This window comes from Rheinheimera nanhaiensis E407-8 (assembly GCF_000296695.1).
GTDB classification, from domain to species: Bacteria; Pseudomonadota; Gammaproteobacteria; order Enterobacterales; family Alteromonadaceae; genus Alishewanella; species Alishewanella nanhaiensis.
This window is the reverse complement of record NZ_BAFK01000005.1, coordinates 24,301-42,535: the sequence shown is the minus strand read 5'-3', so window position 1 is coordinate 42,535 and position 18,235 is coordinate 24,301. Positions and strand designations below refer to the sequence as shown.

The following is an 18,235-nucleotide window of genomic DNA, read 5'->3' as shown; positions in this document are numbered from 1 at the left end:
CAACCTTTGTGTTTTTCTGGCAGGGGCAAAATATGCAAAGTATAACCGAGTGGCATAACGTGGATGCCGACAGCTTTTTGCAACAGATACTGCCTTTGCAACAACCTGCGCTATTACGCCAGGCTGTGCGCCACTGGCCGGCAGTGCAGGCGGCGTTAACCTCAGATCGTGCACTACGCGACTATATTGCTGCGTTAGACAACAAGGCTGAGGTCAATACGGTACTGGCGCACCCTGATACCGGTGGCAGGCTAAGCTATAACGCAGATTTAAGCGGGCTTAATTTTGAGCGGCAAAAGGCGCCGTTGACGGCGGTATTTGACGAATTACAACGTATCGCAAACCAGCCGGACGCGTTACATATCGCCGTACAAAGTGCACGGGCAGATGCTTGCTTGCCGCAATTTAGCCGTTACAACGCCATGCCACTGTTAAATGCGGCAGCGGTGCCACGTATTTGGCTGGGCAACCGCATTGTGGTGCCGGCACATTTTGATGATGCGCACAACCTGGCTTGTGTCGTAGCGGGGCAGCGGCGCTTTACCTTATTTGCCCCTGAGCAGGTGGCCAATTTATATCCCGGACCGCTGGATTTTACCCCAGCCGGCGCGCCGGTCAGTCTGGTTGACGTCATGCAGCCTGATCTACAGCGTTACCCGAAGTTTGCTACGGCACTTAAGCAGGCGCAGTATGCTGAGCTGGAGCCGGGGGATGTGCTCTACATACCCGCCTTGTGGTGGCACCATGTGCAATCGTTGCAGCCGCTGAATATGTTAGTAAATTACTGGTGGGGCGGCTCTATTGCGGATGATGCCAGCCCGGTATCACCGTTTGACAGCTTGCTGCATAGTTTACTGACGCTGCAAAAGGTAACGCCAGCGCAGCGCCAGCACTGGCAGGCGCTATTTAACCATTGGGTGTTTCATGCTAATGGCGATCCGGCGGCGCATTTGCCTGCACAGGTTGATGGCAAACGCAGCCTGTTTAGCGGGAAACGCAAACCCCAGCTGTTGCAATGGCTGGCGAAACAATTGCAACTGATGTAATTAAGATGCGCTGAGCTCTTTTACCGCAGGTTGCGATGTCGTGGTGCTGGTGTGCACCAAGGCTGCGTTACGCTCGCCTACCAGTTTGGCACCCCAGCGCCTCAGGTGCTCAAAGCCTAGCAAGCATGCGCCTATGGCAAGCGTAGAGAGTAAGATACCCGTTACTCCCAGGCTGGCCTGTTCACAATGCATAGTCCAGACAAATTGCAGTACACACAACAGTGCAACGACTAACAAGGTCGGTTTGCGGCCAATCAGCGCGACAATAAACACGCCCAGCGGCGCGCCAAGCGCCACCACAGGTGCGGCTGCCAGCCAGTTTTCAAACACGCCGGGCTGCATACCGGTAGTGAGGTTTTTAACGATCACGCCCAGTACTGAGGTAAACGCCATAATAATCACAGAAGTGGGAATAGCGATTTTCAGATCTGTCCGGCACAGTAACACCAGTGCGGTATACAGCACCATATCAATACCGACACCGGTAACAGAGGCTACGGCCGCGCCGGACAGCAGGCCAATCCAGCAGCCGACTTTAAAATCCCAGCGCTCGTTAAATTCGGTCATGCCGGTATGGCCGGCGATTTCATTCAGCCGATACAGATGCAGCAAGCCGAAACTGGCCCAAACTACGGCAAACACTAATTTTATCCACAGGCCGGGAATATAGGGCGCAATAAACCAGATCCCCAGTGGCGTGCCAATTAAGCTGCCCAGCATAGCCCCCTTTAACATGGCCCAGGCCACTGGCTGGCGGCGGGCCAAAATAAAAATACTGGCGCTGGTCATGCCGATGGCCTGTACCGCAAAGCTAAAATCGCGCCCCAGCGTAGCGGGTAGCTCAAACAGTAATACTAAAACCGGAAAGCCGACTGTGCCGCCACCCATAGGGGTTGAGCCTGCGGCGTAGCTGCCAATCGCCATCGCCACCGCGATGGGCCAGTGTGCTTTGGCCTCTGGCCAGTACCCCAGGCCAATAACCAGATAAAGCCAGACGGCATAAAAGCCGGCTAACCAGAGTAGCCAAACCCAAAGATATTGCGTTAATTTTTGCTGCATAGTGTGCTGTTATTGAATGAGCGCTACCTTGTTATACTCTGATGCCGTTTGTTCCGCCAGTTGCAAACGTATGCAAGAAAAAATCTTATCGGGCTAACCAATTAGCCTGCTTTAAGCTGTTTGTCGCTGCGGCGCAGTTGATCGCAGTGCTAACTTAGCGCATGATAAGGCGGCACTGCTGGTAGCCTGCAGCGCTATGATGATAATAATTTTTGCTATCAGCACTTCTCAAATCCAAGAACAGACTAAAGAGTAGTTTATGACTTCAACACCAAAGATTGTGCCGTTAAATAAAGACCAGCACAGTGCAACCAAGATTAACAATACCAATGCGTTTTCTCATATCAGTGGCGAGCATATGCTGCCGGTGGTGGTGCATGAGTTTGTGGTGGCCGGCGCAGAATTCCCGATTGTTTTTGTTAAAGCCAATGACGGCTTTCAGCCGGTGGCGATGTTGGGTTTAGCCGCACAGCAAAACCTGTTTATGCAGGGTAATGAATGGCAGGCGCTGTACGTGCCGCGCGCCGTACGCAACTACCCGCTGGTGCTGGTGAAAGATAAGCCGGATGGCGATCGTTTAATGGTGGCATTAGATGAAGCCTCTGAGCGCGTAAGCCAGGCCGAAGGTAACCCGTTATTTAATGAAGATGGCAGCGAAAGCGAGTTTTTAACCCAGCGTAAACAACAAATGGCCGAATACCTGGATATGGGGGTTATTACGCGTAATTTCGTCGAGAAACTGCAAAGCCTGGAGCTGATTAAAGAGCAAACCCTGACGTTGAATATCAACGGCACTGAGCGGCGCATTAACGGCATTTTCTTAATTGATGAGAAAAAGCTGAATGAATTAAGCGATGAAACCTTCATTGAACTGCGTAAAAACGGTTATTTAACTGCGATTTATGCCCAGCTAATGTCACTGCAGCATACGCAAAAACTGGTTAAGCGCATCGCTGAAGCTGGCTAAGCCTGTTGCTTGTCAAAAGTGCAGGCAACAAGCACATTTGTTGCCTGCGTTTATCCTGCTATAACCCCTCTAGTTTTACCAACCGGCTCACCTGCTGCTGATGACGGCTACGCCACCATATATCCTTGTGGGTTGAAGACAATGGCTGCTGGTATTGCTGCCAGCTGGCACCCTGATCCAGACTGTACTCAATAACTAAGCCCGGCCAGGCCACATTCGCACTGATAACGCCTTGCTGCTGGTTAACCCCGGGCGGTGGCAGATAAAAGCCACTACCGTTCGCCGTAAGGCGTGTCAGCTCGACCTCGGCAACACGTTTGGCAAAAGCAGAAAAGTCTTGTTGGCGTGCTGCAGTATCGCCTGTGTGTTCCCAAGCGGCTTTATGCCAGGCGCGTTCGGCCAGTGCCAGTAACCTGGGGTAAATCATCTGCTCTAACTGGGCGCTGGTGCGTATGGTTTCGCTCCACACCTGGCCCTGAATACCAAGGATATTTTCCGGCCGTTGCAACTTAGGCAGTGCCCGGCCCAGCAGCTTTTCCAGATCGGCAATCGGCTCGCCACGGCGGGTGCTGTCGGCGTTGGCATACAAATTATCTGGCCTAAAACCAAAAACTTTGTCCAGGCTGCTAAAGCGGGTAGCCCAGTAATAGCCGCGCTCCTCTGGATGGGCTTCGTGTGGGTGGTCAAAATACAAATGGGTACCCGGCGACAACACCACCTGATAACCATTATTGGCCAGCCGGTAAGCGCGGTCGGCTACGCCCCATTCCCAGATATTGTCCCAGGCATTGGCTATTACTGCGCTGTTGGCAAATTGGCTGCGATCAAAGGTATTTTGCCGGTCATACATTAAACCGTCTTCCCAGCCGGCCAGTTGCAGGCCCCGTGCTGCGCTCAGTTTGGCCACCCGACGGACAAAATACGGTTTTAAATCGGCAACACCGGCGATACCATTATCTGGTTGGCTAAACAAGGCCTGACAGGCCGGTGACCCTAACCAGGCGCCGTCGGCGACTTCATCACCGCCCATATGAAATACCCGCAAACTGCTGCCTGCCTGGCGATACAATTGTTGCAGCTCGTACAGCACTTTATCGACAAAAGCATAGGTAGAGTCCAGGCAGACATTAGCGGCGTTGTCGGTGTAATTCTGCACGCTTAAATAACGTGAGCTGTCTTCTGGGTCGGACAATAAGTACTGCTTGGCTGCTTCGTTCCGGCCTGCCGCCATTAAGCGCTGATAGCGGGCTTGCATGGCCACAATAGCGGCGCGGGCATGGCCGGGCAGGTCAATCTCCGGGATCACTTCGATATGACGCGCTTTGGCGTATTGCAGTATTTCAACAAAATCTGCCGTGCTGTAATAGCCGTTACCCGAGCCATCAGCATGCGGGCCAGTTCCCAGTTGTGTAAGCAGGCAGCGCTGCTCGGTTAAATCAAAACAGCGGGTGGCACCGATGGCGGTAAGCTCTGGCAAGCCGGGTATTTGCAAACGCCAGCCTTCATCTTCGGTTAAATGCAGGTGCAGTTTGTTGAGTTTATAGCGCGCCATAGTGTCTATCAGGCGCAAGGTCACGTCTTGGCCGTGAAAATTGCGCCCCATATCATAATGCATACCGCGCCAGCCGGCGCGCGGCGCATCACTGATACTGGCTTTATTGAGCAATAAGCTGTTGTTATCACGCTGCGCCAGTGCCAGTAAGGTCTGAATGCCGTAAAACACACCGGCATTATCGGCGGCGACAATGCGAATGGCGTTATCACTGATGTTTAGCTGATAGCCTTCCGGCGATATGGCATTGTCAGCAGCGATACGCAGGCTAAGTTCAGCCGCTTTGTACTGTGCACCGTCTTTGTTGTTGGTTAACTGAACGCCGTAAGCCAATAATTGCGCCTGCAGATACTGCGCCTCGTTGCTTAAACGGCCATCAAAGCTCAGCTGCCATTGGCTATTAAGTTTTACCTGGCCTTTGTTAAAGCGCACTTGTTTTGGCGTTGGAATAACCCGTAAGTGGCTTGGTAGCTTAGCCGAGTCTGTTCGTAGCGTCTGGTTATGCGCAAAGCGGCTGGCTGCGTTCACCACCGGCACTAAATCGTCACCCTCGTCGAAATGGCGTTTCAGCTGCGCCGGCGCGGTTAACGGCAACACGAAGTCGGCGAGCTGTTCGCTATCGGTGTTGGCAATGATTTCAGCCGTTAAACCTTCGGCCACGATAAAAGCGCGCGGCATAAAGTCACTGTAGCTCACCATCCATGGCGCCGAGCTAAACGGCAGTACCAGCTGTTGCTGTGGCAGCAAGCCGGAAAAGCTACTGAGTGGGCGCACCCGGTGCAAATCGCCCTGCACATGCTCAATCAGCAGGCCTTGCTGCTCCAGCGTGTCGATACGGCGAATAAGATGAAAATACAGCTGCCAGTTGTGCTCGCCGGCAGGCAGGGCGATGTTGGAGCCATTGCGCAGCACCAGCGCCGCGTTAAAGCGCATGGGTTCAGGCAGTTGATTGCTTAGCAGCTGATAATGCAGGCTGCTGTTGGCGGCAAAGTCGGCCAGTTGCGACTGGGTAAAACCGGCGGCAGAGGGCAGGTAACAACAGAGCAAAACAAGCAGTAACTTACGCATTGGCATTCCCTTTAAGTGTATTTTTTAAACAAGGCACTTGTTATTTGTCAGATTTATTATATGCTGATTTGTAAAAATGACAACGCTGTCAATTTTATCGCGCAGTAACAAGTGTAAGGTAAAAAGCGGCAATAAGCGAAACGCGCAGCGTATTTCAGCAAAGAGTGCAAGGGGTGGACAGGATGAGTGTAGCGCACGGTGGTGATACGCCGTTATATCTGGGGATTGATGGTGGTGGCAGCAAATGCCGGGTGGTAATTGTCTCCGCCGATCAGCAGGTATTAGGAGAAGGGTTGTCCGGGCCGGCCAACCCGCTGCGCGGCATGAAAACGGCGACTGACTCCATTATCAGTGCCACCCAGCAGGCACTAACCTGTGCGGGACTGGCGTTTAATGACATGGCACGGCTAACGGTAGGCGCTGGCCTGGCCGGCTTAAATGTACCGCAGTACTTTAAAATGTTCAGCGACTGGCAGCACCCGTTTAAAGCTTTGCACCTGACCAGTGACTTGCACATTGCCTGTATGGGCGCGCATCAGGGCCAGGATGGCGCGGTAATTATTATTGGCACTGGTTCCTGTGGTTTGGCGGCCGTTAACGGCCAGCTGATTGAAGTAGGCGGCCACGGTTTTCCTTACGGTGATAATGGCAGCGGCGCCTGGTTTGGCATGCAGCTGCTGCATAAGGTGCTGCTGAGCCTGGATCAGCTGGCACCGGCCACACTGATGACCGAGTTGCTGCAGCAGCAGTTAGCGGTGCAGGATACGATGGCGCTGGTATCGCACTTTATGCATGCCACGCCTACCACTTATGCCCGTTTTGCCCCGCTGGTATTTACGGCAGCCGAAGCGGGCGATGACACTGCCCTGCAGCTAGTTACGCAAGGCGCTGGTTTTATCACTGCGATTGCCCGGCGACTGTTAAACGCCAGACCGCCGAGATTGTCATTAATTGGCGGCCTGGCGCCGAAGTTACTGCCTTATCTGCCCGCCGATATTCAACAACAGGTTACTCCGGCCCTGCAAACGCCGGAGCTTGGCGCTATCTGGTTTGCCCGGCAAAGCAGTTCGGCGCAGTCTATCGCACTCTCGTTATAGGTAAATAAAGTTATGTACAACAGTATCATGGCGCAGGAAGCCGCAGAAGCGCCAACGCGCATTGCAGAACAATTAACGGCTAACGCCGGTGTTGTCGCCGAGGTAGTGGCGCAAATTCAGGCACGTAAACCGCGTTTTGTGTACATGGTGGGTCGTGGCTCTTCTGATCATGCCGGTGTGTTTGCCAAATACCTGATTGAGATTGAGCTGGGCTTGCCGGTGGCTGCCGCCGCGCCGTCTATCGCCAGTGTGTATAACAAAGGGCTGCAACTGGCCGATGCGCTGGTGCTGGTGATCTCACAATCTGGCCGCAGCCCGGATATTCTAGCGCAGGTTGAGATGGCCAAACGCAGTGGCGCTATGGTGGTCGCGCTGGTCAATGACACCAGCTCGCCGCTGGCGGAGCAGGCGCACTTTGTGCTGCCGTTGCATGTCGGTGCAGAAAAAGCCGTCGCAGCAACCAAAAGTTACCTGGCAACCTTAAGTGCGATTTTGCAACTGGTGTCGGTGTGGTCGGCTAACCGTGAACTGCAGCAAGCCTTAGCGCAGTTGCCGCAAAGCCTGCAGGCGGCCATTGCACTGCCGTCACAGCTTAAAGCCGAGGCACTTGGTACTGTGGCGCATTTAGTGGTGCTGGGCCGTGGCCTGGGCTATGCCATTTCGCGTGAAATTGCGCTGAAGTTAAAAGAAGTGTGCGGTATTCATGCCGAGGCCTTTTCCAGCGCCGAGTTTTTACATGGCCCGGTTACGCTGGTAAAAAATCAGTTTGCTATTGTCGATGTGACTGTAGAAGATGAAAGCTTAAGCGCACACCAGGCACAAATTGCCGAGGTTACCCGGCGCGGCGCTGCTGTGGTGCAGCTGCATCATCGTGGTATTAGTGCTCACCCGCGCTTGTTGCCGCTGTTGGTGTTACAGCGGTTTTATCTTGATGTGGAAGTGGTCGCACACCGGCGCGGCATTAACCCGGATGCGCCGCCGGGGCTGAATAAAGTCACGAAAACGGTTTAAAGAAGGTTGTAAATTATGCAGCAACTGAATGTCAGCCGGCTGTTTGACGGCCATCACTGGCGGGAAAATGTTAGCGTTGTCATCGACAACGGCCTGGTGCAGGCCATCACCCCTGCCAGCGGCGACATCATATCCGGCATGCTGGTGCCGGGTTTTATCGACATCCAGGTTAACGGTGGCGGCGGGGTGCTGTTTAATAGCACGCCCAATCTACACAGCCTGCAGACGATGCTTAGCGCGCATGCCCGGTTTGGCACCACCGCCATGCTGCCGACTGTGATTACCGATAGCATCGAGGTGATGCACCAGGCAGCCGATGCGATAGCCGGGGCCATTGCAGCCAATGAGCCCGGCATTATCGGTGTGCATTTTGAAGGGCCGCATTTATCGCTGCCGAAAAAAGGCGTGCATCCGCCCCGGCATATCCGCGAGCTCAGTGAGCAGGAGTTGGCATTATATGGCCGTACCGATTTAGGCATTAAACTGCTTACGGTGGCGCCGGAGAACGTCAGTCCGGCCCAGATCAAACAGCTGACCGCGTTAAAGGTGATTGTCTGCCTGGGGCACTCCAACGCGGATGCGGCTACTGTGCAGGCGGCGTTAGACGCCGGTGCCACCGGTTTTACGCATTTATACAACGCTATGTCGCCGTTAACCTCGCGTGAGCCGGGTATGGTTGGCGTGGCGCTGGCCGATGCCGACAGCTGGTGCGGCGTGATTTTTGATGGCCACCATATGCACCCACTGGCCGCCAAAGTCGCGCTGGCGGCGAAGCCTAAAGGTAAGTTGCTGATAGTCACTGATGCGATGTCACCGGTAGGCACTGACGCGACAGAGTTTGACTTGTTCGACGGCAAGGTAATACGCCAGGGTAACCGGCTTACCGACGCAGAGGGCCGGCTGGCCGGCTCAGTGCTGGACATGGCCGGCGCGGTGCGTTATGCCATTGAGTCCCTGGGGGTTGTGCCGGATGAAGCGCTACGGATGGCCTCGTTGTATCCGGCACAATTTTTAGGCTTGTCTGCTGGCGGCCAAATCAGGGTAGGGGCCGCTGCCGATCTGGTGTTGCTCGACACTGACTTTCAGGTACAAGGCTGTTGGATACAAGGCCAACAGCAGCTGATAGAGACAAAATAATAATTACATAAAAACGGGGAACCTTAATGGATACAACAGCAACACAGGCGCCAACACGCAGCAGCCTGATCCCGATGGTGATAGTGGCCATCTTATTTTTCGTGCTGGGTTTTGCGACCTGGCTTAATGGCTCTTTAATGCCGTACTTAAAACAAATGCTGCAACTGACGCCGTTGCAGGCCTCCTTAGTGCTGTTCTCATTCTATATCGCAGTAACCTTTACCGCACTGCCCTCGGCCTGGCTGATCCGTAAAGTGGGTTATAAAAATGGTATGGCGCTGGGTATGGCCACCATGATGCTGGCCGGTTTGCTGTATATTCCTGCCGCCCAAACGCAAACCTTTGTGCTGTTTCTGTTAGCGCAGTTGGTCATAGGTGCCGGCCAGACACTGCTGCAAACGGCGGTAAACCCTTATGTGGTAAAAATTGGCCCTGAAGAAACTGCCGCGGTGCGCATCAGCATTATGGGCATTTTAAACAAAACCGCCGGTGTGGTTGCCCCTATAGTGTTTACCGCTTTGATGGCGCAAGGGTTTGTCGCCAATAACGACAGCGTAATGACTCAAGCGCAAATCGACACCATGGCTGGCAGTCTGGTACTGCCTTATCTGGGCCTGGCGGCCTTTTTAGGCTTGTTGGCACTGGCGGTAAAATATGCGCCGCTGCCCGAGCTGGTAAAAGAGGCTGACAGCGACAACCGCGGTCAGGTTAAAGCTGCGCTGGCCCGGCCCAGCCTGGCGCTTGGTGTGTTGGCGCTGTTTGTTTATGTGGCGGTAGAGGTCATTGCCGGTGACACCATCGGCTTATTTGCTTTGTCACTGGGGGTCGAGCGCTATACGGTGATGACCTCTTATACCATGGCCTGTATGGTGCTGGGTTATGTACTGGGTATCGCGCTTATTCCCAGAGTGCTGTCGCAACAGGCAGCCCTGGCGGTCTCTGCGGTGCTGGGTGTGCTGCTTACCTTAGCCATTACGCTGGGGGATACCGGCTCTTATGCTATTGCCAATACGCTGCTGGTGCCCTTTGGCGGCACGGCGCTGCCTGACACCTTGCTATATATAGCGGTGCTGGGGCTGGCTAATGCCATTGTCTGGCCGGCGGTGTGGCCGCTGGCGCTATCTGGCCTTGGTGCGTTAACCAGTGTCGGCGCAGCGCTGCTCATTATGGGTATAGCCGGTGGTGCTTTTGGCCCGCTGGCCTGGGGCTTGTTAAGTAGTAGTGGCCTGGGGCAGCAAGGTGCTTATATTGTCATGCTGCCGTGCTACCTGTTTATTCTGTTTTACGCGGTAAAAGGCCACAAGCTGACACGCTGGCGTTAAGCCAGCAGTATTAGGTAAGTTTGCTGTTATAAGTTCAGTTTACTTTTTAGCGCCTGTTCAACATGGGTGGGTACAAAACTGGAGATATCGCCGCCGTGGCGGCACACTTCTTTTACCAGTGTCGAGGAGATAAAGGTGTTTTTTTCAGACGGCGTCATAAAAATACTGTCCAGCGCCGGGTTAAGTTGCCGGTTCATGCTGGCCAGCTGAAATTCGTACTCAAAATCGGCCACCGCCCTGACGCCACGGATCAGCACCTGCGCGTTTTGCTGCTCGGCAAATTTGGCCAGTAAGCCGGAAAAACCAATCACCCGCACATTGCTTATGTTGCTAAAAGCCTGCTGCGCCAGTGCGACGCGCTCGTCCAGACTAAACAGCGGCTGTTTGCTGGGGTTGGCGGCTACGCCTACGATAACCTGGTCAAACATACGGGCGGCCCGTTGCACCAGGTCGGCATGGCCGTTAGTGAGGGGATCAAAGGTGCCTGGGTAAATTGCATTTATTTTCATTATGTTATTAGCATTCCATTATCAGGTTAGCGCGCTAAAACGGCCCGACTAGAGTTTTTAGTCAATTTGGCGTTACTATAGCAAATTAATTTCGCCAACTATAAGCCTGTTTCGCAGATGGAAAAAAAGCTCAGAACCAAAGATAAAATTCTGCAGGCCAGCATCGAGCTGTTTAATCAGGTGGGAGAGCGCCAGGTCACCACCAACCATATTGCCGCCCATTTGGGCATCAGCCCTGGCAACCTGTATTACCATTTTCGTAATAAAGAAGACATCGTACGGCACATTTTTAAAGAATACGCCAAGCTGTTGGAAACCCGGATTAAACCACCGTCAGATAAAGCTGAAGCCTTAGATGCACTGGCCTGTTATTTGGATGCGGTGTTTGAACTGATGTGGCGCTTTCACTTTTTTTACGCCAACCTGCCAGATATTTTATCGCGCGACCCGGCGCTGCAGCAGGATTATCAGCACGTGCAGCAGGGCGTGCTGGTGCGGGTAACAGCGGTACTCAAAGCGCTGAAACAGTCCGACATAATTGATATTGATGATGATGATATTACTGATCTGGCGCACAGCATTAAGCTGCTGGTAACCTTTTGGATCAGCTATTTAAAAACCCAGGCACCGCAGCAAGCGATAGACAAAGCCAGTGTGTATCAGGGCGTGTTAAAGGTGCTGTTGCTGTTTAAACCCTACGCTACCGCCGAGGCTAAACCACGCATTGCCCGCCTGCAGCAACATTACGAGGCACTGGCAAGCTAACCTTGCTGAAATTGTAGGCTAATCTTTACAACAGCAGGTCTGAGCAGCGCTTGAGTAAGTACAAAAGCGCTGCGCCGGCCGGCCATAAGCATTACAATGGCGCCGTTTTTACTATCCTCACCCCCTACACAGGAGGCTTTATGCGCAACAGCGCTTTTCTGCAGCATCTACAACAACAACTAGACGATGTGACCGCAGAAGGTTTATACAAAGCAGAACGTATTATTACCTCGCAGCAGCAGGCCGATGTCACCGTTGGCGGCCAGCAGGTACTGAATTTTTGCGCCAATAACTATCTGGGCCTGGCCAATCACCCTGACCTTATCGCCGCCGCGCAACAGGGGCTTGCCAGCCACGGTTTTGGTGTAGCGTCGGTGCGCTTTATTTGCGGCACGCAGGATATCCACAAACAGCTGGAAGCCAAAATTAGCGCCTTTTTAGGCACTGAAGATACCATTCTGTATTCCTCTTGCTTTGATGCTAACGGCGGTTTGTTCGAAACTATTCTGGGCGCGGAAGACGCGGTGATTTCCGATGCACTAAACCACGCCTCTATTATCGACGGCGTGCGTCTGTGCAAAGCCAAGCGCTACCGCTACGCCAACAACGATATGGCCGAGCTGGAAGCCCAGTTAAAGCAGGCCGATGCCGAGGGTGCCCGCTTTAAGCTGATTGCCACTGATGGTGTGTTCTCGATGGACGGTGTGATAGCCGATCTGAAAGCTATCTGTGATCTGGCCGACAAATACAACGCCATGGTGATGGTCGATGACAGCCATGCGGTGGGTTTTGTTGGTAAAAATGGCCGCGGCACGCACGAATACTGCGACGTGATGGACAGAGTAGATATTATTACCGGCACTTTGGGCAAGGCGCTGGGCGGTGCATCCGGTGGTTATACTTCGGGCAAAAAAGAAGTGATTGACTGGCTGCGCCAGCGCTCACGGCCTTATTTGTTCTCAAACTCGCTGGCGCCGTCTATCGTAACTGCGTCAATTAAAGTGCTGGATATGCTGGCGCAGGGTGATGCACTGCGGGCTAAACTGTGGGACAACGCCAATTATTTCCGCGAAAAAATGTCAGCGGCCGGTTTTACCCTGGCCGGTAAAGACCATGCCATTATTCCGGTGATGTTAGGCGATGCCAAGGTAGCGGCTGAGATGGCCAAACGTATGTTGGCTGAAGGCATTTATGTGGTCGGTTTCTCGTTCCCGGTGGTACCTAAAGGCCAGGCGCGTATTCGTACCCAAATTTCAGCAGCACACAGCAAAGCACAACTGGATAAGGCGATAGACGCCTTCATCCGTATTGGTAAAGACATGGGCGTGATTGCCTAACGGCGGGGCGTGAAAATGAAAGCATTAGCAAAGTTAAAAGCAGAACCGGGCATTTGGCAAACCGAGGTAGCAAAGCCGGAAGTGGGCCCGAACGATGTACTGATCCGCATTAAAAAAACTGCCATTTGCGGCACCGACGTGCACATTTACAAGTGGGACGAATGGGCGCAAAACACCATTCCACACGGTATGGTAGTGGGGCATGAATATGTCGGCGTTATTGAAGGCATGGGCTCTGAAGTGCGCGGTTTCAAAGTGGGCGACCGGGTGTCGGGCGAAGGCCACATCACCTGTGGTTATTGCCGTAACTGCCGTGCTGGCCGCGTGCATTTGTGCCGTAATACTATTGGTGTGGGGGTAAACCGCGCCGGCTCTTTTGCCGAATATCTGGTGATTCCGGCCTATAACGCTTTTAAACTGCCGGACAATATTCCGGATAACATCGCCGCTATTTTCGACCCGTTCGGTAATGCGGTACACACCGCACTGTCATTTGATTTGGTCGGTGAAGACGTGCTTATCACCGGTGCTGGCCCTATCGGCATTATGGCAGCCGCGGTAGCGCGCCATGTGGGCGCCCGCCATGTAGTGATTACTGATGTGAACCCCTACCGGCTGGAGCTGGCGCTGAAAATGGGCGCCACCCGCGCGGTGGATGTTAGCCAGCAAAACCTAAAAGATGTGATGAAAGAGCTGGGCATGACAGAGGGCTTTGATGTGGGCCTGGAAATGTCAGGCGTGCCGGCGGCGTTTCGCAGCATGCTGGATACCATGAACCACGGCGGCAAAATTGCCATGCTGGGTATTCCGCCATCAGATATGGCGGTTGATTGGAACAAGGTTATCTTTAAAGGTCTGGTGATCAAAGGCATTTACGGCCGTGAGATGTTTGAAACCTGGTACAAAATGGCCAGCTTAATTCAGTCCGGTCTGGATCTCACGCCGATGGTTACGCACGAGCTGCCGATGGAACGCTTTCAGGAAGGCTTCGACATTATGTGCTCAGGCCAGTCCGGTAAAGTGGTGCTTAACTGGTCGTAAATATCCCCATCATAAAAAAAGCGAACTTCGGTTCGCTTTTTTTTATGTCTGCTTTTTTAGCATCGGCAGATTTTTCCTGCAAAAACGCCAACAATAAAATCTTAACTAATTGTTCTTTAACAAAATATTTAGTTGGATTGTTTTATGCATTGCCCGTGCGGCAAGCCGTAATCTTGCACAATAATAAATAACAACATTCAGAGGTATATCCATGTTGAAGTCGATCGTTTTTGCATTATCCACCCTATTACTTAGCGCACTGCCACTGGCTCAATCAGCACAGGCAGCGCCAATCATGACGCAAGAGTTTCTGTTTGAAGATGGCAGCAGCTTTGGTGTGTTATCCATCGATTTAGATAATATCGATGAGTCTGGCAATGTGTTGGAATGGGAGTTATTTGAACTGTTTGGTCTCACCATCGGTGAAAGCTTCCTGTTCATTGTTGACTATGACCCACTGGACTTAGCGGCCGGTTTCACTTTCTTCAATTTCGACGTAAATGACCTTAGCAATACTTTTGCCTTCCAGGGCTTCTGGGACGCGGAGTTTGGCGAAGGCTTTATGGATATTTTCAGCACTGATGGCCAATTTATTGATGCCGGCAGCTTCGCCTTGGGGCGCGCAACCCTGGTATCAGCGCCGGCAACAGCGCTCCTGATGCTGGCAGCGATGGGCGGCTTATTGTTACGTCGTCGGCGCTGAAACGACCGATTACGACATTCTAAGTGTCAGCTTTTTTAGCAGCTTACGCATGGCGTCTTTACAAGTGTTATTGCCATTAACATTTCAAATACGCTGGGCGCAGCCCTATCTGAATAAATTGTTACATCAGGTATGGCTTGCTGGGGGGTCGGAATTTTATACAGCCAGGGTATCGCATCTTGGTTAGTGTACAGGCTATTTGTTGTACAGACTAAAAGATGCGCCAAAAAAGATATTGCTGAATAAAAAAATGCCAGCGCACGCCGAACATCATGGCCTACAACAGTAGCAAGTGTTGAGGCCTGGCGCAGCGGCATAAACGGAGAAAACACATGCAATTTAATAAAATGGTATCCAAAACCGCGGTCGCCGTGGCGATGGCGGTAGGCACAGTAAGTGCACAACAGGCAAATAGCCCTTATCAGATAAACGTCGATGCTGGTCAGTTAACCCTGGCCGCCGCTGACACTGCGCCGGCACCTTATATCGTGCAAGTTAAAGGCAAGAGTGGTATTGAAAAAGCACAGGAGCTGGGTGAGCTGTTACCTGCCAGGCAGTCTGTGACTAAGGCACTAAACCGCTATAACGCCAGCTCAGCCCGGATGCAAAACTACACCAGTTCACTTAAAGCGTTTCACCAACATCTGGCCAGTAGCACAGGCGCAGCTGAGGTGATGTACTCTTACACGCATACCTTTAATGGTTTTGCCGCCAGATTAACCCCGGCACAAGCCGAAGCGCTGCGTAACCATCCCAATGTTGCCGGTGTCTGGCGCGATGAAGCCCAGCAAATGACTACCTCTAACACGCCGGCGTTTTTAGGCTTAACGCAAAGCCCTGAAGGCCTGCATACGCTGGGGGTGAAAGGCGAAGATGTGGTGATAGGTGTGGTCGACAGCGGTATTTGGCCTGAGCACCCAAGCTTTGCCGATGACGGCTCTTATGCACCGCTACCAGGCTGGGCAGGTAGTTGTGATGTCGGCGAAGACACCGAATTTAGTTGTAACAATAAATTGATTGGTGCGCGTTATTACAAAAACACCTTTGAAAGCGTGTACGACTTACAGCCCGGTGAGTTTGTTTCGCCGCGGGATGCCGACAACCATGGTACCCATGTTGCCTCAACTGCCGGCGGTAATGAGGGGGTCACAGCAGTATTTAACGGCACGCCAGTGGCAACCGTATCCGGTATAGCGCCGCGCGCCCGTATTGCTATGTATAAGGCCTGTTGGAACAGCAGCTATGTTAGCCCTGAGGGCGTTGCCGAGCGTGGCTGTTTCTATGGTGATACCATGGCGGCTATCGATCAGGCAGTGGCTGATGGTGTGGACGTCATTAACTACTCTATTGGTGGCAGTTTAACGGATCTCACCACTATGGCGGCAGCAGCTAAGCTACGCGCAGCTCAGGCGGGTGTTTTCGTTGCCGTCTCTGCAGGTAACAGCGGCCCGGCGGCAGGCACCGTTGGTACGCCGGCGCCCTGGGTAACCACAGTCGCCGCCTCTACCTATGATGGCACCAGTATTGCCAATGGTATCGAGGTAACTGCCGGGCCATTGCAAGGCACCTACATTGCGGTAGAAGGTGGAACCTCATTACCGCTGAGCGTTACCGGTGAAATCAGCGCTGATCTGGCGGTTGCTATGCCGTTAGAAGCTTGTGCGCCACTGAGTAATGCTGCTGAGGTAGCAGGTAAGTTTGTGCTGATTCAGCGTGGTACCTGTGCTTTTGATATTAAACTGGGTCAAGCCGAGGCTGCAGGAGCCGCAGGCGTGGTAATGTACAACAATTCACCTGCTGCACCCATCGTGATGGGCGGCTCCGGTAGTTTTGGCATTCCGGCAGTAATGACCACCTTAGCTGCTGGTAGTGCATTCAATGCCGAAGTAACCGCTGGCGGTGTAGTGAATATCAAAATGAGCCCGTCGGTGTTTGTCGATAACGTAGTCGAAGTGGGCAACCTGATGGCCGGGTTCTCATCACGCGGGCCTAACCTGGCCAGTTTTGATGTGATTAAACCTGATATTACCGCGCCGGGGGTAAAAATTCTGGCCGGTGCGTCGTCACAGCCTATGTTAACGCCTGCCGGTGTCAGCTTCACTTACCTGCAGGGTACTTCTATGTCCAGCCCACATATTGCGGGTATGGCAGCACTGGTTAAAGAAAGCCATCCGAACTGGACACCGGCGATGATCAAGTCAGCGCTGATGACCACTGCCCGGCAGAATTTAACCAAAGAGAATGGTATTACGCCAGCTGATGCCTTTGATTTTGGTGCCGGCCATGCGGTGCCGAATAAGTCAATTAATCCGGGTTTAACCTATGATATTGACAACCTTGATTATTTCGCCTTCCTTTGCGGCGTTGGTAATGCAAACTTTGTGCTTAACACTACCGGAGCTAGCTGTGCGCAGTTTGAAGCCGCGGGCTACAACACTGATCCTAGTCAGTTAAACCTGCCTTCAATCGCTATTGCTGAATTAACCGGTGCTGAGACGATAGTGCGTCAGGTGACGGATGTATCTGGCAGTGCCTCGGTGTACAGCGCAACAGTGGAAGCGCCGGCGGGTGTTGATGTTGAACTCATTACCGATGATGGTGGCAACCAAATGTCGGTAGCCGCGAATGGCTCAGCAAGCTATGGCATTACATTTACACCCAATGCCAACGCCACTATTGGCAGCTGGAGCTTTGGTGCTATTACCTGGTCAAATGGGGTACATAGTGTACGTAGCCCGATTGCGATTAAAGTAGAATCACCCCAGCTGATTGTTGCGCCTGAGTCTATTAACGCGACCATAAAAGCGAAAGCTGGCCGGGTGAGCTTCCCGGTAGAAATGAACTACAGCGGTACCACCAGTGCGGCTATTGTTGGCGTAAGTGCGCCCTTTGGCTCTTCCGATGTGGTCGCACAAGATGCTGACAGAAACTTTGTCTTTAACGAGCCAGGCTTGGGCTTCCACGCTTTATTGGTGCCAGCAGGCACTAAAGTCGCGCGTTTTAGCCTGTATGAAGCCTTGGCCTCTGTGCCCGGTGCCGATCTGGATCTTTATGTCTATCGCTGCATTGCATACAGCTGCACTGCTGTTGGCTCATCAGCCGCAGCAGGTGGGAACGAAGTGGTGACTATAATGAACCCAGAGCCAGCCAATAATGGTGCCGCAGGCGATTTCTATCTGGCGTTTGTACATGGCTATGATTTAGGTGGTGCAGCAGAAGCCAGCTACACTATGCCGTTCTGGATAGTGAATGCCAAAGAAGCGTCAACCCGAATTGCGGCCAGCCCGCGCGCTATTATGGGACGGTTTAATAATGTGACGGTTACGACCACTAACCTCGCTGCAAGCCCGTTCCCTTATTTGGGTGTGGCGATGTTTTATGATGCCGATGGGGTAGAGCAGGACAGTACCTTACTGGAAATTACTGCCAACTAACCTGTGTTAGAAAAGGTGAGGCCCGGCGCTGTTTGCCGGGCTCAGCAAGCTGACAAAGTCCTGTACGTTGATGTGGGACTTTAATCCTATTACGTCTGTGCCACGGCATAAAACCTAACAGCGGTTGCATAGCGTTAAGAAAACTAACGTCGGCAGAACTAAAATCACAACCAAAAAACAAACCCCG

Annotated in this window: 14 protein-coding genes; 11 read left to right on the top strand and 3 right to left on the bottom strand. The window is 52.8% G+C overall.

Annotation, left to right across the window (positions count from 1 at the left end; all coding sequences use genetic code 11):
• Nucleotides 1–32: 32 nt before the first annotated feature.
• Nucleotides 33–1,046 carry a cupin-like domain-containing protein gene (locus tag RNAN_RS05400; protein ID WP_040551790.1) on the top strand — a complete coding sequence of 338 codons (1,014 nt, stop codon included), beginning with the start codon at nt 33–35 and terminating at the stop codon, nt 1,044–1,046.
• On the opposite strand, the gene RNAN_RS05395 is transcribed toward RNAN_RS05400, so the two are convergent.
• Complete coding sequence (locus tag RNAN_RS05395) at nt 1,047–2,105, bottom strand: sulfite exporter TauE/SafE family protein (RefSeq protein ID WP_008219589.1); 1,059 nt, start codon at nt 2,103–2,105, stop codon at nt 1,047–1,049.
• Nucleotides 2,106–2,364: 259 nt separating this feature from the next.
• On the opposite strand from RNAN_RS05395, the gene RNAN_RS05390 reads away from it, so the two are divergent.
• Nucleotides 2,365–3,072, top strand: coding sequence for a SapC family protein (locus RNAN_RS05390; RefSeq protein WP_008219585.1), 708 nt, complete (start codon nt 2,365–2,367; stop codon nt 3,070–3,072).
• 58 nt (nt 3,073–3,130) lie between these two features.
• On the opposite strand, the gene RNAN_RS05385 is transcribed toward RNAN_RS05390, so the two are convergent.
• Nucleotides 3,131–5,692, bottom strand: a complete 2,562-nt coding sequence (locus RNAN_RS05385) for a family 20 glycosylhydrolase (RefSeq protein WP_008219583.1) — start codon at nt 5,690–5,692, stop codon at nt 3,131–3,133.
• A 182-nt stretch (nt 5,693–5,874) separates the two neighbouring features.
• On the opposite strand from RNAN_RS05385, the gene nagK reads away from it, so the two are divergent.
• The 4 genes from nagK to nagP are packed head-to-tail and all read left to right on the top strand — an operon-like array spanning nt 5,875 to nt 10,259.
• Nucleotides 5,875–6,789: an N-acetylglucosamine kinase gene (gene nagK / locus RNAN_RS05380; protein WP_008219581.1), complete on the top strand. Its 915-nt coding sequence runs from the start codon at nt 5,875–5,877 to the stop codon at nt 6,787–6,789.
• Between the two features lie 12 nt (nt 6,790–6,801).
• Nucleotides 6,802–7,800 carry a glucosamine-6-phosphate deaminase NagB-II gene (nagB-II, locus tag RNAN_RS05375; RefSeq protein ID WP_008219579.1) on the top strand — a complete coding sequence of 333 codons (999 nt, stop codon included), beginning with the start codon at nt 6,802–6,804 and terminating at the stop codon, nt 7,798–7,800.
• Between the two features lie 15 nt (nt 7,801–7,815).
• Nucleotides 7,816–8,937: an N-acetylglucosamine-6-phosphate deacetylase gene (gene nagA / locus RNAN_RS05370; RefSeq protein ID WP_008219577.1), complete on the top strand. Its 1,122-nt coding sequence runs from the start codon at nt 7,816–7,818 to the stop codon at nt 8,935–8,937.
• Nucleotides 8,938–8,963: 26 nt separating this feature from the next.
• Entirely contained in the window at nt 8,964–10,259 is a 1,296-nt protein-coding gene (gene nagP / locus RNAN_RS05365; protein WP_008219575.1) for an N-acetylglucosamine MFS transporter NagP, read from the top strand.
• A gap of 26 nt (nt 10,260–10,285) precedes the next feature.
• Here nagP and coaD read toward each other — a convergent pair whose 3' ends face one another.
• Entirely contained in the window at nt 10,286–10,768 is a 483-nt protein-coding gene (gene coaD / locus RNAN_RS05360; protein WP_008219573.1) for a pantetheine-phosphate adenylyltransferase, read from the bottom strand.
• A gap of 117 nt (nt 10,769–10,885) precedes the next feature.
• Here coaD and RNAN_RS05355 point away from each other — a divergent pair, with 117 nt between their 5' ends.
• The 5 genes from RNAN_RS05355 (at nt 10,886) to RNAN_RS05335 (ending at nt 18,048) form a co-directional block, all read left to right on the top strand.
• A complete protein-coding gene (locus RNAN_RS05355) occupies nt 10,886–11,533 on the top strand; it encodes a TetR/AcrR family transcriptional regulator (protein WP_008219571.1) in 648 nt (215 codons plus the stop codon).
• Between the two features lie 140 nt (nt 11,534–11,673).
• Complete coding sequence (locus RNAN_RS05350; protein ID WP_040551784.1) at nt 11,674–12,870, top strand: glycine C-acetyltransferase; 1,197 nt, start codon at nt 11,674–11,676, stop codon at nt 12,868–12,870.
• 15 nt (nt 12,871–12,885) lie between these two features.
• Nucleotides 12,886–13,911 (top strand): L-threonine 3-dehydrogenase, encoded by a 1,026-nt coding sequence (gene tdh, locus RNAN_RS05345; protein ID WP_008219567.1) that lies wholly within the window; start codon nt 12,886–12,888, stop codon nt 13,909–13,911.
• Between the two features lie 211 nt (nt 13,912–14,122).
• Complete coding sequence (locus RNAN_RS05340) at nt 14,123–14,614, top strand: PEP-CTERM sorting domain-containing protein (protein ID WP_008219565.1); 492 nt, start codon at nt 14,123–14,125, stop codon at nt 14,612–14,614.
• Between the two features lie 332 nt (nt 14,615–14,946).
• Nucleotides 14,947–18,048, top strand: a complete 3,102-nt coding sequence (locus RNAN_RS05335; RefSeq protein ID WP_008219562.1) for a S8 family serine peptidase — start codon at nt 14,947–14,949, stop codon at nt 18,046–18,048.
• The last annotated feature ends 187 nt before the right edge of the window (nt 18,049–18,235 follow it).

Coding starts and splice junctions, on each gene's coding strand:
- RNAN_RS05395 (WP_008219589.1), bottom strand. CDS start 2,105: ATGCAGCAAAAATTAACGCAATATCTTTGGGTTTGGCTACTCTGGTTA.
- RNAN_RS05385 (WP_008219583.1), bottom strand. CDS start 5,692: ATGCGTAAGTTACTGCTTGTTTTGCTCTGTTGTTACCTGCCCTCTGCC.
- RNAN_RS05350 (WP_040551784.1), top strand. CDS start 11,674: ATGCGCAACAGCGCTTTTCTGCAGCATCTACAACAACAACTAGACGAT.
- RNAN_RS05340 (WP_008219565.1), top strand. CDS start 14,123: ATGTTGAAGTCGATCGTTTTTGCATTATCCACCCTATTACTTAGCGCA.
- tdh (WP_008219567.1), top strand. CDS start 12,886: ATGAAAGCATTAGCAAAGTTAAAAGCAGAACCGGGCATTTGGCAAACC.
- nagA (WP_008219577.1), top strand. CDS start 7,816: ATGCAGCAACTGAATGTCAGCCGGCTGTTTGACGGCCATCACTGGCGG.
- RNAN_RS05335 (WP_008219562.1), top strand. CDS start 14,947: ATGCAATTTAATAAAATGGTATCCAAAACCGCGGTCGCCGTGGCGATG.
- coaD (WP_008219573.1), bottom strand. CDS start 10,768: ATGAAAATAAATGCAATTTACCCAGGCACCTTTGATCCCCTCACTAAC.
- nagB-II (WP_008219579.1), top strand. CDS start 6,802: ATGTACAACAGTATCATGGCGCAGGAAGCCGCAGAAGCGCCAACGCGC.
- RNAN_RS05355 (WP_008219571.1), top strand. CDS start 10,886: ATGGAAAAAAAGCTCAGAACCAAAGATAAAATTCTGCAGGCCAGCATC.
- nagK (WP_008219581.1), top strand. CDS start 5,875: ATGAGTGTAGCGCACGGTGGTGATACGCCGTTATATCTGGGGATTGAT.
- RNAN_RS05400 (WP_040551790.1), top strand. CDS start 33: ATGCAAAGTATAACCGAGTGGCATAACGTGGATGCCGACAGCTTTTTG.
- RNAN_RS05390 (WP_008219585.1), top strand. CDS start 2,365: ATGACTTCAACACCAAAGATTGTGCCGTTAAATAAAGACCAGCACAGT.
- nagP (WP_008219575.1), top strand. CDS start 8,964: ATGGATACAACAGCAACACAGGCGCCAACACGCAGCAGCCTGATCCCG.